Origin of the sequence: Viridibacillus sp. NPDC093762, assembly GCF_050279675.1 — a bacterium.
Lineage (GTDB): Bacteria > Bacillota > Bacilli > Bacillales_A > Planococcaceae > Viridibacillus.
In genome coordinates, this window is record NZ_JBNNUK010000011.1 from 52,834 (window position 1) to 66,956 (window position 14,123).

The following is a 14,123-nucleotide window of genomic DNA, read 5'->3' on the forward strand; positions in this document are numbered from 1 at the left end:
AAGGCGAATAGATTGACCGAGGAGTTGATCGTATGGATAAAAAAACCGAACAAAAGAAAGTGTTTTTAGATATCGTCCAACAATTACGACAACTTATAAAAATGGAAAAAATACAGGCTGGTGAAAAGTACCTTCCGAACGAGCCCTTTCAGAACGTCTGGGTGTCGGGCGATCCTCTGTGAGAGAGGCATTGCGAAGTTTAGAGTTGTTAGGTCTTATTAAAACGAGACATAGGTGAGGTACGTTTCTAGCTTCTACACAAAAGCATCAGCTTGTAGAAATTTTGTCGATGTTTATATTAGAAGATTAAAAAAATCAAAAAAAGGATGTCGAATTAACGCGACAAATTCATGAAAAGGAAGCCATTCGCGTTATAAGTTGTACAGTGACTCTACGAACACTACCTGTGTAGGACAGTTTTTTTGTAAAGCTAGAGTTAGAGGTACGATTAATTGTCTGGATGTTTTACGAGAAATTACGAGAAATAATCATCACGTCAGAAATCGTTTTTCACTAAAAGTCTGGTTTCAATTAGCAGTTTATGCCGGTGACCGTTTAAATCGAAACTCAACAGAAGAAGAAAAATTAATCATTCAAACTATGTTGAAATCGATGCAGCTTGGCTATGAAAAAGAAGCATTAAAAGCTCTTACGAACCAAATGCTGAACAAGGCATTTAGACAAACATAGGGGGAGTAAAACATGGCAATACGTAGCTTATTTAGTAAAAAGAAAGAGGACGGACAGGAAAAGGGATTTCCAGAAGGACTTATAACAAAATGTCCAGAATGCCGTCACATTCAGTTAACAAAGGAATTAGAAAAAAATCATAAAGTGTGTACAAAATGCGACCATCATTTCAAAATGACTGCACAGGAGCGCGTAACATATTTCTTAGATGAAGGTTCATTTGTTTCAATGGATGATCATTTACAAACAAGTAATCCACTAAATTTCCCTGATTATGTAGAAAAAATTTCAGTGGCTAAACAACAAACGGGATTAAGCGAAGCTGTACTGACTGGGTTAGGTACTCTTGATGGAGAAGAAATTGTTGTAGCAATTATGGATTCTCATTTCCGTATGGGCTCAATGGGCTCCGTTGTAGGAGAAAAAATCACACGTGCCGTTGAAAAAGCTATTGAATTACGTGTACCTGTTATTATCTTTACTGCTAGTGGTGGAGCGCGCATGCAAGAAGGTATTCTATCATTAATGCAAATGGTAAAAACGAGTGTGGAATTAAAACGTCATAGTGAAGAAGGACTATTATTTATTTCGATCATGACGCACCCTACATACGGTGGCGTTTCAGCAAGCTTTGCTTCTGTTGGAGATATTAATATTGCAGAACCACAAGCATTGATTGGCTTTGCTGGTCGCCGTGTAATCGAACAAACATTAAGAGAAAAATTACCAAATGATTTCCAAAAGTCAGAGTTTTTACTAGCGCATGGTCAGCTTGATGCAATCTTCCATCGAAAAGATTTACGAAACCAAGTAGCAATGCTTGTAAAAATGCATACAAAAGGCGCTGTGCAACATGTCTAAAAATTTAGCTTTTGAAGAACCAGTAGTACAATTACGAGAAAAAATTGATGAATTAAAAACGATTGCTACAGAGGCAGATATAGATATGACAAGCGAAATCGAAAAGCTTGAAACACGTCTAACACAGCTAGAACAATCTATTTATGCCAATATGAAGCCATGGGATCGTGTACAGGTTGCTAGACATCCAGAACGACCAACTACTTTACAATATATAGAAGCTATGTGTGAAAACTTTATTGAGTTACATGGAGATCGTACATTTGGTGATGATGCAGCTATTCTTGGAGGAATTGCTCTCTTTGAAGAACAGCCCGTAACAATTGTTGGACATCAACGCGGAAAATCAACTAAAGAAAATATTCGACGAAATTTTGGTATGCCACACCCTGAAGGATATCGTAAGGCATTACGCTTAATGAAGCAAGCTGAGAAATTTAAGCGCCCAATTATTTGTTTTATTGATACAAAAGGAGCCTACCCGGGTAAGGCAGCCGAGGAACGCGGCCCAAGTGAAGCCATTGCTAGAACTCTCTCTGAAATGGCGATTCTAACAGTACCAGTTATTAGTATTGTTATTGGGGAAGGCGGAAGTGGGGGTGCCATTGCATTAGGGGTAGCTAATCGCGTCTTTATGTTAGAGAACTCAACGTATTCGGTTATCTCGCCTGAAGGGGCTGCATCGATCTTATGGCGAGATGGTAGCCTAGGGAAGCAAGCTGCAGAAGCAATGCGTATAACAGCACCTGACTTAAAAGAGCTCGACGTTATTGATGGAATAATCCCTGAAATAACTGGTGGAGCACACCGCAATGTTGCGAAGCAAGCATCTTATATAAAAGAATGTATAAGCGTCACACTAAAAGCATTGAATTCTCTAAATGGCGAACAATTAATTGAAGATCGCTATGAGAAATTCAGAAAGATTGGACAATATAAAGAAGTTTAAATTCATTTTTAGGTTATTGGACATGTGAATTTGTTCGTAAAGAGATAAAAAATGTTTCTTAAATAAATTAATATCCTAATGATGGAAGAAAAAAGATTGATCATTTATAATAAAGTTCGATTATTTGTAATATAGTTTGATAAAAATAACTTCGCATTTAAATAAAACCCACGCATTTTGATCAAACTTTTTTCAAAATGCGTGGGTTTCTTCTATTATAAAATCAACGATTGCAACAAACTTTTAATCAAACTTTATTCCAAACCTACATCAACAATTGATGTCGATTCCGTTTTATAATTTCATTTTATAATGTGTAACATTCTATTAATAAATTAATAGATTAATTATTATAAATCATTTCTTGACTTTTAATAAAAGTAGTAGTAGGTTTGTTTCGTTAAGTAACATATTTATACTAAAAATTAGGCTAACGCATGATATGTAATCATGCGTTAGTTTTTTAGTTTGTGTAACTTTATATTCATATATGTATCGAGTTGACAGGGTTAATGGTATGTATAATTCAGAATAAACTATTTTTTTGTGAGTATAAAGTTATGGTAAAATGAGACTATTATTTTTGATATTATGATGTATAATGCTAGATGGAGGTTATTTAACGAAAATTGATTTAAAGTCATATATTTATTATGAACATGAATATTTTTCAGAATATATTTAATTAAGTAGGTAATCTTTTTATAGAATTACATAAAACAAACTAAAGGGTGAGAGTAATTTTGGGAAAAATACTAGGATTTAAAAACTTCAAAACAGTAAGAGCGAAAATAACATGTGGCTTTATATTCGTAGTACTTATGATGACAGCATATAATGTTTATAGCTATGTTATGCTGCATAACTCAGCAAAATCAACAAAGAATATTATTGGATTTGAGTTAAAAATATTAGCAGCAGATGATGAGTTGGCTTCATCATTTTCAAAACGAATGGCGGCAGCTAGAGGTTACGTTATTACTGGTGACAGAAAATATAAAGAAAAATTTGATGATTTAACAGGTATCGCTGAAGAAAACGCAGCGATTGTTGGAGGATTAACTTCCTCGATAAAATTAGATGAAACAGTTGAAAAAGCAAGAGTTTGGCGTACATATATAAAAGAAGATGTATTTGAAGAATATGATCGTGGAAATAAACAACTAGCTGCAGATAACCTGATGGCGGTGGATAAACAAGCCAATGAAATACAGCAAGGTTATGAAGAGTTAGCAGATTCTCGTAAAGAGTCCATAAAGAAAATAGGTAAAAAGATGATTAATGATGGGAGAAATAATCAAATAATTAGTATTGTTTTAACTATTTTACTTACAATCTTTTCAGTGATAGTGGCTTATATAACCGCTCGCATAATCGTAAAACCAATTAAACTCGTGGCAAATCGTATGACGGAGATGTCACAAGGTGATATAAGTCAGCCAGACCTTCCAAAAACGTCTGAAGACGAGATTGGACAATTAATTGAAGCGACCAATTTAATGAGTAAAAATGTTCATGAAATTTTGAGTAATATTCAAGATGTGTCCAATCAAGTGGCTTCAAATAGTGAAGAACTTGCACAATCTGCATTAGAAGTAAAAACGGGTAGTACACAAATAGCATTAACTATGCAAGAAATTGCTGAAGGAACTGAATCCCAAGCAAGTAACGCAAGTGATTTAGCAACAGTGATGGACTCATTTACTCAAAAAGTAAAAGAAGCAAATTATGAAGGTGAGAAAATGAACAATCATACTTCGAATGTTCAAAGTCTTACACATGAAGGCAGTAAACTAATGATAGATTCTACTGAACAAATGCGTAAAATTGATGGAATCGTTCAAGAATCAGTGCAAAAAGTAGAAAATTTAGCAGTGCAATCTTTAGAAATTTCAAAATTGGTATCTGTCATTACAAGTATTGCAGATCAAACAAATTTACTTGCTTTAAACGCAGCAATTGAAGCAGCACGTGCTGGTGAACAAGGAAAAGGTTTTGCTGTCGTAGCTGATGAAGTACGAAAGTTAGCAGAACAAGTAACGTTCTCAGTAACTGATATAGCTGGTATTGTTCAAAAGATACAACAAGAAACAAAAAATGTAACAACTTCACTCCAAAGTGGTTATGAGGAAGTGATTCAAGGAACAGAACAAATCGCCTCTACAGGTGTGACATTCAACAATATTTCAAATGCTATTGGTGATATGATTGATAATATTAATGTCATTTCAAATAATTTAAGTGGTATTTCTCAAACAACTTTACAAATTAATCACTCAATTGATGATATTGCTGCTGTCTCTCAGGAGTCTGCAGCAGGAGTAGAGGAAACTACTGCAACTGTTCAACAAACTACAAGTTCGATGGAAGAAATTTCGAATAGCTCAGATCATCTAGCTGAACTTGCAGAAGAACTTAATTTACAAGTACAGAAATTTAAATTGTAATTTGCAGAAAAAACCAGGTTCTCCATCGAGAATCTGGTTTTTTATAGGTATTAAAGAAATGAGCTGCGTTGTTTGGAAATTTAAGCCTTAACTTCAGAAGTTATGTGAGAAAACTTATAAGAAGTACTATGGAAATTGATATTAAAGACGAATTTTTGTTTGTCTTCTGATTTTGTAAGTTATTTATTTTTTAATACTTAACTTTGTTATGATAATAAAACCAATATTATTATTTTTCGACGTACTGATAATATGAAATATTATTTCGAATATGTAGCAATGATAAAGGAGAGTATCATGTACACGATTGGACAAGTCGCTAAATTTTTAGGTGTATCTAGAGATACCTTGAAATTTTATGAAGAAAAGGAATTAGTGAAACCTAAGCAAAATATTGAGAATGGGTATAGAAAATATGATCGTTTTGATATATATGATATAACCACAGTAAATTTCTATAGAGAAATGGATATTGAAATAAAAAAAATCCAGGAATTAAGAAAGAGCAAGAGTATAGAGGGAATAAAATCATTATTAGAAGAGAAAGAACAAGCGGTTTTAGAAGAAATAGAATATAAAAAGCTTCTTTTAAAAAAGCTTCAGATCGTAAAAGAAGATTGAGAAAAAATTAAACAATTCTTAGGAGAATACACAATAAAAGAAATGAAGCCTTTAGAAATAAAAGGAGAAATAGAGCATTTCACTGCGTATGATGAATATGAAACTCTTAAAGAGAACACGGACAGCTTGAAAAAAGCAGTTACTCTAACTTCTTTAAGAAGAGTCATAAGATTCAATGACGAAGGTATTCTAGAAGATAAGTTTATCATTGTAAGAAAAGTAGCAGACTTTCATAAGGAAATTGAAGGTGAAATTCTATCTCATCCAAAATGTATGTATACCGTTATTGAAGATGGCAGATGGTCAACTGGTGGAAAAAATACTGACCATAACGTGGAAACGAGTTTAAGAAAAGCAGCAATAGAAAATGGGTATGAACTGTTGGGGCTAGTTTATATAAATCTATTACTTACCACTTATGAAGATGGACTTGAACGTGTATTTTTAGAAATGTATGTGCCTATAAAATAATGCAAACATGTATTGACCTGTGAGTAACCCCTAGGTTTAAGCTGAATGTATTCGTAAATATGAGCATATTGTATTTACGAAATACTTAGTTTGAAGAGGGGATTATACATGAATAGTGAAAAGAGACTAAAAAAACCAGTAGCAAGTTTTATTCTGCTAACCAATATCATTTTTTTTCCACTTTTTTGTCTTGTAGGAGCCATAAAGATGTTAGGGTTGCCTGAATGGATCTTTAATGTAATGCTCTGTATATCAGCTTGGTCCTCAACCTTTGCTTTTGCAGCGTTATTTAAGAAAATCTATCCTGGGCAGAGTATTATACAATTTGTAAAAGATAAATTCAAGAATAAACTTAAATTTTCTGTGATTCTTACTGTGATTATGATTCAAGCCTTCATATTTTTGATGATTATGTTTCTCGTATCTAATAACAGTGAAGCAGACTCAATTTTTACGATATCTTCATGGGGAATGCTGATCTATTTCTTTTTGAAAAATCTTCTGTCAGGGCCACTAGGAGAAGAAATGGGATGGAGAGGTTTCGCTCTAATGGAGCTCCAAAAGAAACATTCGCCATTAAAAGCTGCGATCATCATCGGATTTTGGTGGGGGATGTGGCATCTACCCATATGGTTTACTACAGGGTACGAGGGCATTGATTTAATCAAATATATGCTATTCTTTATGATTGCAATCCTATCCACTACAATCATCATGACAGCATTTTATAACTTAAATCAGAATTTAATCATCCCAATCGTCATTCATCAATTCTTTAACTTTTTTATTGGCATCATCAATGGAAACTTAATCGATTTAATGATGTATAACGCAATTTTTTATTTTGTAGTTGCACTTTTAATCATCGTTATAAATCCAAAGAAAGTATTGTATGGCAAGGAAGCTACAAACATTGTTGATGGAAAGCATTACATGATTTAGTGATAGTTTGTACAGTTATACACTTAAATTATCGGGAGCGTTAGTTGATGAAGGTTTAATAAAATATCAAAATTTTGTATAAAGAGATGAATCTATTACATTTAATAATAGCATGTTATGAACATTTGACGTTCATAACATGCTATTTTATTAGCTTAGCGTTGTTTAGTGCTTAACTATAAACTTATTTCACAAATTACTCTGCAGTAGACACAGCGGATTGATTACGATTATCTTTATTGAATTTTATGCGACTAATGATATAGCAAAGTACAACACTAACTACAAAAAAGATTGATAAGGTGATTAGCGCTGAAGACATACCTGATGCCATTCTACCATCGTAATAAATCAATGAACGCATACCGTCTACTAAATAATGAGTTGGTAAAATGTTACTAAAGAATTGGTGAACAGACGGTAAAATGTTTATTGGAATTGGTCCGCCACTTGCAAATATTCCCATCATATTGATAGGGAAGGCGATCAATAAACTCCATCTACCAAAGTATAGATTGAATACTTGGAAGAACATGAACATCGTCATAGAGCCGAAAATAAGGAATCCTAGTATGGACAATAAATTTGCTGTATGCCCAACATTATAAACGGCAAATGTACAAATTACTAATAAAACTGACATGAGTGCAGTCATACAAAACCCAAATATTATTTCTGCATTTAAGACGGCATGTTTTTTTATTTTCATGCCATGTGTTTTTAAGGCTGTATACATAGAATCTACATAACCATTTACCATTTGAGATCCCATCATACCTGTAATCATGCATAATAATGCCAATATAAAAGGTGTCATCCCATTATCATTTTTGACGACAGAAATATTTTTTTCATTCATTTGAATAGGATTGGCTAAGACAAGTGCATTTTCTGGTGAAAGGGTAGATTTAGAGCTATGCAATGATCCTGAAATTTGCTCGGTTACACTTTTGGAAATACTTGATGCCACTGCTTGTAAAGAAGATTGTGCAATCCCAGAAGCAAATTGACCCCCAGCTTTGTTTACAATTAATTCAAGTTCTGCTTGTTTTGTATTCTTTTTATTTTGTAATAATTGACTTTGTAACTGTAGCATTGATTTTGTGTAATTTTTTGGAATGATTAATGCAGCATAGGCTTTATTATCTTTTAAAATAGCTAAGCCTGCTTCTTTATTTGATGCATTCTTCCATTTAATGGCGGTACTGACCTTGGAACTAACAATATTTGCACTAATTAGTTTACCCATATCAATTTTCTGCCCGTCCACTTTGCCACCTTCGTCTTCATTAACAATAACGATTGGGAAATTTTGAACGTTTGGCGTGGCTTTAGAGAAAATTGGAATGTAGATGACTGCCATGATAATCATCAGTGTGGATACCATCCAGACGGGTGTCCACATACTTTTAGTCTTTAAAAATCTTTTCATACAAATACTCCTCGATTTCATGTAAAATAATTTTGTTATTGATACTATTAATATCATTATGATAGTATCACTATCAATGTGATAAATACAATATCATGAATAGCTATGATAATACAATGAAAAAGTATAGAATGACGATTTTGACTTTCTTCACCCTATTTGATAGAATCACAAGCGTCTAGAAGAACGGTAAAAAGGAGAGTGTACTACTATGGATCCTAAAACTCGATTAGAAAAAGAACGATTAGAAGGGAAACAAAAACGAATTAATGAAATGGTAGAAGCAGCTGATCGAGTATTTGCAAGGAAGGGTCTTGAAAAGACGACAATGCAAGACATCGCTGATGAAGCAAGTATTGGCATAGCTACTTTGTTTAGATATTTCCCCAAAAAAGATAGGATTATTGTTGCAGTAGCCGCAAAAGCACTTGAAACTAATTTAGTTGTTTTTCAAGAAGTTTTAGATAAACCTGGTACTTGTTACGAAAAGATAGAGCATTTATTTGATACATTTATAGCTTTTAACGAACAGAAAGAAAGTCGGATAAAATTTCTAGAAAGTTTTGAAACATACGTAGCCCAATCTACTGAACCTTTTGAAGGAATGGAGGTCTATAATGCTGCTTCCAAGCAACTTGTAGATATCTATTATAAAATAATCGAAACTGGTAAAATAGATGGCTCTATTCGAACAGATATACCGATTACGGATACCTTATCAACATTGTCAAATGTGTTTGGTATTTTTGCGAAAAAATTATCACTTCATAAAAGTATACTTTTGCTTGAATCAAATGTACCATCTGAGACGCAATTACTTATTCTAAAAAATATTTTCCTTAGCTATATTAAGAATAACTAAGCTATCATTTACTTTTCATACTTAATTCAGATTCCTTCATTTTGAAGGTTTCTTTTTTTATGTTCAAAATGTTCTTTTCCTCTAAAAACCTCTTAAATCCCTTCATATTTGAATTTCCTAATTATAGACAAACAGAGATAAGACATCTTGTCTATTCTTGTATAAGAAGTACACACATATTGTCCAATTAATAGAAAACGTTTTCAAAATATAATTAATATCAGAATATTCTTAACTATTATTTAGTTTATATTCGCTTTCCTTATGAACAATTGAAAAACAATAAAGAGGAGGAGAATAAATGAATTTAAAATTAGAAAATGAGACGTATTTACGAGACCGAGAAGTTGTCATTCAATTAACACGGGAGCTAGTCCAAATTCCAAGTGTATATAGAGAAGGTATTGCAGATGCAAATGAAACAAAAGTAGCGTTATATGTAGCCGAATATTTAAAGGATATAGGCATTCAAACACATATTGAAGAAGTAGTACCTGGTAGACCAAATGTTATTGGCATCATTGATTCAGGTAAACCTGGTAAAACACTTCTTTTTGAAGGGCATACGGATGTTGTAACAGAAGGAAATGTTGATGCTTGGACGTACGGTCCTTTCAGTGCTGAAATTGTTGATGGGCGGATGTACGGGAGAGGAACGAATGATACAAAAGGTAACTTGGCGTGTATGATCACCGCTGTTCAATCGATTCTAAAAGACAAAGAAGAGTTTTGTGGCAAGATCATTTTGTGCATTCCTGTTGATGAAGAAGGCATGATGCTTGGCATTAAGCACTTCATCAAACAAGGTTGGGCAGACGGTATAGACGGTGCTATTATTTGTGAACCTCAAGAAAATAATGTCTCTATCGCTCAGCGAGGGGCAATGCGTATTAGAGTAGACGTATATGGCAAGATGGCTCACGGAGCAATATCGTGGAGTGGTATTAATCCAAATTGGCGAATGGCAAGACTAATTGTAGAACTCGAAAAACTTGAGAAGGAAGAGCAAGAAAGATTAGGGGAGGACCCATACTTAAAATGGCCTTCTATTACGCCAACTATTCTACAAGCACCCGTAAAAGGAGATGCCCAGATTAATGTTATTCCTGATCATTGTATGATGACACTCGATATTCGTACCATTCCACAACAGGATCATGATGAATTATTAAATAAGATTAATGCAATTATCATGAGATTAAAACAAGATGACTCTGATTTTAATGTAGAGTTAACGATTTTAGATAACCGACCATCTACATTTACTGAAAAAGATCATCCAGTTGTTCAAGCGGTTTATGATGCTGTGAAAGAAGTGACAGGTGAAGAACCAATTTATAATGGGGTACCTGGAGCGACAGATGGTACGTTTTTACACATGCATGGTGTACCGATTGTCACAATTGGGGCAGGAGATAGAGAAATTCCACACCAAATCAATGAGTATGTAGATATAGAAGAATTAGCAGTAACGACAGCTATTTTTAGAGATGCAGCATTACGCTTTTTAAAGGATGGGAATAATGTAAATGACTGAATTTAAAATTGCGGTAATTCCTGGAGATGGTATCGGTGTTGAGGTAATGGTGGAAGCATTAAAAGTGTTGTCTATCCTCGAAGAACATGAACAGAATTTTGTGTTGCAAAAGGAAATTTTCGAGTGGAGTTCAGATTATTATTTGGAACATGGCAAAATGATGCCGGAGGATGGGCTTGTAACACTACAAAGCTATGACGCTATTTTATTTGGTGCTATTGGTGATGCTAGAGTACCAGATGACGTAACAATATGGGAATTAATAATGCCAATTCGTAAGCAATTCCAGCAATATGTAAACTTTAGACCAGTGAGATCATTACCTGGCATAACATCACCACTAAGCGATGGAGATGATATCGATTTTGTCATTTTTCGTGAAAATGCAGAAGGTGAATATTCAACTAGTGGCGGTCGTATGTTTGAGACTCAACAATCAGAGATGGCCATCCAAAATACCATTATGACTACAGCGGGTATTGAAAGAATCGTTAAAGCTGCATGTGAATATGCAGAGAAAAATGGTAAGAAGAAAGTAACGAGTGCGACAAAGTCTAACGCAATCATTCATTCTATGAAACTATGGGATGAAAATGTTAAGAGAATAGTAAAAAACGAGTATCAAGACCTTGCATTAGAATCGGTTTATATTGATGCTCTTGTTGCATATTTCGTACAACGACCACAATCATTCGAAGTTGTAGTCGCTTCCAATTTATTTGGTGATATATTATCAGATCTTGGCTCTGGAATTGTTGGTGGATTGGGTCTTTCTCCTTCTGCAAACATTAATCCAGAAAAACAGTTTCCTTCTATGTTTGAACCTGTTCACGGCTCTGCACCGGATATTGCAGGGAAGGGAATCGCTAATCCAATAGCGCAGATTTGGTCAGCAGCTCTAATGCTTGACCATCTAGGTAGAGCGGATCTTACAGAAAAAATTATTAATGCGATTGAATTGGTACTCCTTGAAGGGAAGATAAAAACAGCAGATATTGGTGGGAATGCAACAACGGAACAAATGGGTTCAGCCATCTCAGCGAAAATAATAGAACAGTATGCTATTAAAGAGAATGAGGAGTCGAAAATATGGACTTAAACAATAAAGTAATCGTTGTGACAGGTGCTGGTGGAGGAATGGGGAAAGCGATTGTTTCTCAACTACTAGAGTTTGGAGCTTACGTTATTGGGATTGATTTATCTACGAATTCATTACAATCAATCCAGCATTCTAACCTTCGCACACATGCAGCGAGTGTCTTAGATGAAGAACAGATTGCTGAAATCTTCTTTCAAGTTCACAAGGACTTCGGAAAAATTGATGGCTTGGTAAATGCGATTGGTATTGCTCAAGCAGCAACGCCTATTGAAGACGTGACATTGAGTCAATGGCATAAACTCATGGATATTAATGCGACTAGTCTTTTCATCTCATGTAAAGAAGTAGTCAAATATATGAAACCGAATCGCCAAGGTTCAATTGTCATTATTGCATCGATTTCAGCTGTAAGACCACGACCTGGTTTACAGTCATATATTGCTTCAAAAGGAGCAGCAGAAAGTTTTTCAAGAGCTATGGCTATCGAATTGGCGCCTTATTCGATTAGAGTAAATACCATTAATCCAGGGCCAGCGGATACCAATATGCTAGGTCAATTTGCTGCCAAAGATGCTGATATCAGCACCGTCAAAGAGGAAGTATTTAGAAAAAGTGTTCCTCTTGGTGAATTAATCGAGCCAGAAGATATTGCGAATGCAGTTACTTACTTATTATCCGATCGAGCGAAAATTGTAACAGGGGCTACATTGAATGTGGATGGTGGAAGGGGCCTGTAATGAAGAGAGGTTGTGAAGAAGATGAAACGGATTTCAATGCTAATCAATGGAAAATGGGTTGGTGAAGATTCTAATGAGTGGTTACCGGTCTTCAATCCATCAAATGGAGAACTGATTGCTGAAATAGTTAAAGGTAAAAAAGAACATGTGGATGAAGCAGTGCATGCAGCCCAAGTGGCATTTGAAAGCAATGAATGGAAAAAGGTAAAGCCTTATGAACGAGGCCAGTTGTTAGTAAGACTTGCAGCGCATATTAGAAATAATGCTGAGCAATGGAGTAGGTGGGAATGTGAAGATGTAGGGAAACCTATTTCACAAGCCAAAGCTGATGTAGAAGCGGCCGCTAGATACTTTGAATTTTACGGTGGAGCAGCAGACAAAGTGATGGGAGACACGATACCGATTGAAGAGGGAATATTAAATGCGACTGTCTTAGAGCCTGTTGGTGTTACAGCACATATCGTCCCTTGGAATTACCCTCTGCAAATCACTGCGAGAAGTGTTGCTGCAGCAATTGCTACCGGGAATGCGGTCATTGTAAAAAGTGCAGAAGATACGCCTCTTACAACACATGCAATTGCAGAATGGTTTGCAGAAAGTGAGCTACCTAAAGGGATATTTCAGCATGTGACAGGTCTAGGTGCTGATGTCGGCGGACCTTTAGCAGGACATCCAGGAATTCAACATATTACTTTTACTGGCTCCGTTAACACCGGTATTTCTGTAATGAAAGCCGCTGCAGAAAATGTCGTACCCGTGACGCTTGAGCTTGGCGGTAAATCTCCAAACATCGTATTTGCTGATGCAAATGAAGAGTTAGCACTAGAAGGCGTAGTTAGAGCTATTATTCAAAATGCTGGTCAAACATGTTCAGCGGGATCTCGATTACTTATTGAAGAGAAATATAAAGAGCATTTTTTACGTAAATTAACATCAAAATTTAACGAATTGACGATTGGCCCAGGTGTTGATGACAGAGAAATTGGACCAATTTTAAATAAAAAACAATTCGATCAAATTATTAAGAAGATACAGGATGCAAAATCCGCAGGGAATATAATCGCAGGTGGAGAACCAATTACTATTAGTGGTTCTGAAGGTGGCTATTATATTCAACCAACAATTATAGACGGGCTGAACAATACACATCCACTAGCGAAGGAAGAGATTTTTGGACCAGTATTAACAGTTTTCACTTTTGAAACAATTGAAGAAGCAATAGCATTGGCGAATTGCACGGATTATGGACTGGTCTCTGGTATTTGGACTCAAAATATCGATGTCGCTCATTATGTCGCATCCAAGGTGAAATCTGGCCAAGTATTTATCAATAATTACGGTGCTGCAGGTGGAGTCCAGATGCCTTTTGGTGGGTATAAAAAAAGTGGAATTGGCAGAGAGAAAGGTTTCATCGCATTAAGAAACTATACTCAAGTGAAAAACATAGCAGTGAAGTTTTCTATTTGAACTTAAAA

13 protein-coding genes and 1 pseudogene are annotated in these 14,123 nt (G+C 35.0%); 13 read left to right on the plus strand and 1 reads right to left on the minus strand.

The annotated features are described in order from the left end of the window. Positions 1-32 precede the first annotated feature (32 nt). The 8 genes and pseudogenes from ACQKM9_RS14225 to ACQKM9_RS14260 all read left to right on the plus strand — a co-directional run bounded on the left by ACQKM9_RS14225 (position 33) and on the right by ACQKM9_RS14260 (position 6,981). Positions 33-182 (plus strand): hypothetical protein, encoded by a 150-nt coding sequence (locus ACQKM9_RS14225; protein WP_245639454.1) that lies wholly within the window; start codon positions 33-35, stop codon positions 180-182. Then, on the plus strand, positions 158-238 hold the full coding sequence (locus tag ACQKM9_RS14230; protein ID WP_409351173.1) for a hypothetical protein: 81 nt from the start codon (positions 158-160) through the stop codon (positions 236-238). The genes ACQKM9_RS14225 and ACQKM9_RS14230 overlap by 25 nt, the downstream gene beginning before the upstream one ends. A gap of 140 nt (positions 239-378) precedes the next feature. Then, the gene (locus tag ACQKM9_RS14235; RefSeq protein ID WP_427734995.1) at positions 379-690 is read left to right on the plus strand and encodes a hypothetical protein; all 312 of its coding nucleotides are present in this window, start codon (positions 379-381) and stop codon (positions 688-690) included. 12 nt (positions 691-702) lie between these two features. Further along, entirely contained in the window at positions 703-1,551 is an 849-nt protein-coding gene (gene accD, locus ACQKM9_RS14240) for an acetyl-CoA carboxylase, carboxyltransferase subunit beta (RefSeq protein ID WP_427734996.1), read from the plus strand. Beyond that, the gene (locus ACQKM9_RS14245; protein WP_427734997.1) at positions 1,544-2,500 is read left to right on the plus strand and encodes an acetyl-CoA carboxylase carboxyltransferase subunit alpha; all 957 of its coding nucleotides are present in this window, start codon (positions 1,544-1,546) and stop codon (positions 2,498-2,500) included. Before accD ends, ACQKM9_RS14245 begins: the two co-directional genes overlap by 8 nt. Before the next feature lie 743 nt (positions 2,501-3,243). Then, complete coding sequence (locus ACQKM9_RS14250) at positions 3,244-4,947, plus strand: methyl-accepting chemotaxis protein (RefSeq protein ID WP_427734998.1); 1,704 nt, start codon at positions 3,244-3,246, stop codon at positions 4,945-4,947. A gap of 297 nt (positions 4,948-5,244) precedes the next feature. Then, positions 5,245-6,039, plus strand: a pseudogene (locus ACQKM9_RS14255) (MerR family transcriptional regulator). 108 nt (positions 6,040-6,147) lie between these two features. Beyond that, complete coding sequence (locus ACQKM9_RS14260; RefSeq protein ID WP_427734999.1) at positions 6,148-6,981, plus strand: CPBP family intramembrane glutamic endopeptidase; 834 nt, start codon at positions 6,148-6,150, stop codon at positions 6,979-6,981. Between the two features lie 196 nt (positions 6,982-7,177). Here the strand turns inward: ACQKM9_RS14260 and ACQKM9_RS14265 are convergent, their stop codons facing one another. After that, positions 7,178-8,413: a YhgE/Pip domain-containing protein gene (locus ACQKM9_RS14265; protein WP_427735000.1), complete on the minus strand. Its 1,236-nt coding sequence runs from the start codon at positions 8,411-8,413 to the stop codon at positions 7,178-7,180. A 211-nt stretch (positions 8,414-8,624) separates the two neighbouring features. Here ACQKM9_RS14265 and ACQKM9_RS14270 point away from each other — a divergent pair, with 211 nt between their 5' ends. The 5 genes from ACQKM9_RS14270 (at position 8,625) to ACQKM9_RS14290 (ending at position 14,115) form a co-directional block, all read left to right on the plus strand. Next, complete coding sequence (locus ACQKM9_RS14270; protein WP_427735001.1) at positions 8,625-9,275, plus strand: TetR/AcrR family transcriptional regulator; 651 nt, start codon at positions 8,625-8,627, stop codon at positions 9,273-9,275. A gap of 301 nt (positions 9,276-9,576) precedes the next feature. Continuing rightward, positions 9,577-10,812, plus strand: a complete 1,236-nt coding sequence (locus ACQKM9_RS14275) for a M20 family metallopeptidase (RefSeq protein ID WP_427735002.1) — start codon at positions 9,577-9,579, stop codon at positions 10,810-10,812. Then, entirely contained in the window at positions 10,805-11,911 is a 1,107-nt protein-coding gene (locus tag ACQKM9_RS14280; RefSeq protein ID WP_427735003.1) for a tartrate dehydrogenase, read from the plus strand. The genes ACQKM9_RS14275 and ACQKM9_RS14280 overlap by 8 nt, the downstream gene beginning before the upstream one ends. Then, positions 11,902-12,648, plus strand: coding sequence for an SDR family NAD(P)-dependent oxidoreductase (locus tag ACQKM9_RS14285; protein ID WP_427735004.1), 747 nt, complete (start codon positions 11,902-11,904; stop codon positions 12,646-12,648). Before ACQKM9_RS14280 ends, ACQKM9_RS14285 begins: the two co-directional genes overlap by 10 nt. A gap of 21 nt (positions 12,649-12,669) precedes the next feature. Further along, the gene (locus ACQKM9_RS14290; RefSeq protein WP_427735005.1) at positions 12,670-14,115 is read left to right on the plus strand and encodes an aldehyde dehydrogenase family protein; all 1,446 of its coding nucleotides are present in this window, start codon (positions 12,670-12,672) and stop codon (positions 14,113-14,115) included. Positions 14,116-14,123 lie beyond the last annotated feature (8 nt).

What these genes read in the sequence shown, in the direction of transcription:
- ACQKM9_RS14225 (WP_245639454.1), top strand. Translation starts at nt 33, where the DNA reads ATGGATAAAAAAACCGAACAAAAGAAAGTGTTTTTAGATATCGTCCAA.
- accD (WP_427734996.1), top strand. Translation starts at nt 703, where the DNA reads ATGGCAATACGTAGCTTATTTAGTAAAAAGAAAGAGGACGGACAGGAA.
- ACQKM9_RS14245 (WP_427734997.1), top strand. Translation starts at nt 1,544, where the DNA reads ATGTCTAAAAATTTAGCTTTTGAAGAACCAGTAGTACAATTACGAGAA.
- ACQKM9_RS14260 (WP_427734999.1), top strand. Translation starts at nt 6,148, where the DNA reads ATGAATAGTGAAAAGAGACTAAAAAAACCAGTAGCAAGTTTTATTCTG.
- ACQKM9_RS14265 (WP_427735000.1), bottom strand. Translation starts at nt 8,413, where the DNA reads ATGAAAAGATTTTTAAAGACTAAAAGTATGTGGACACCCGTCTGGATG.
- ACQKM9_RS14270 (WP_427735001.1), top strand. Translation starts at nt 8,625, where the DNA reads ATGGATCCTAAAACTCGATTAGAAAAAGAACGATTAGAAGGGAAACAA.
- ACQKM9_RS14275 (WP_427735002.1), top strand. Translation starts at nt 9,577, where the DNA reads ATGAATTTAAAATTAGAAAATGAGACGTATTTACGAGACCGAGAAGTT.
- ACQKM9_RS14280 (WP_427735003.1), top strand. Translation starts at nt 10,805, where the DNA reads ATGACTGAATTTAAAATTGCGGTAATTCCTGGAGATGGTATCGGTGTT.
- ACQKM9_RS14285 (WP_427735004.1), top strand. Translation starts at nt 11,902, where the DNA reads ATGGACTTAAACAATAAAGTAATCGTTGTGACAGGTGCTGGTGGAGGA.
- ACQKM9_RS14290 (WP_427735005.1), top strand. Translation starts at nt 12,670, where the DNA reads ATGAAACGGATTTCAATGCTAATCAATGGAAAATGGGTTGGTGAAGAT.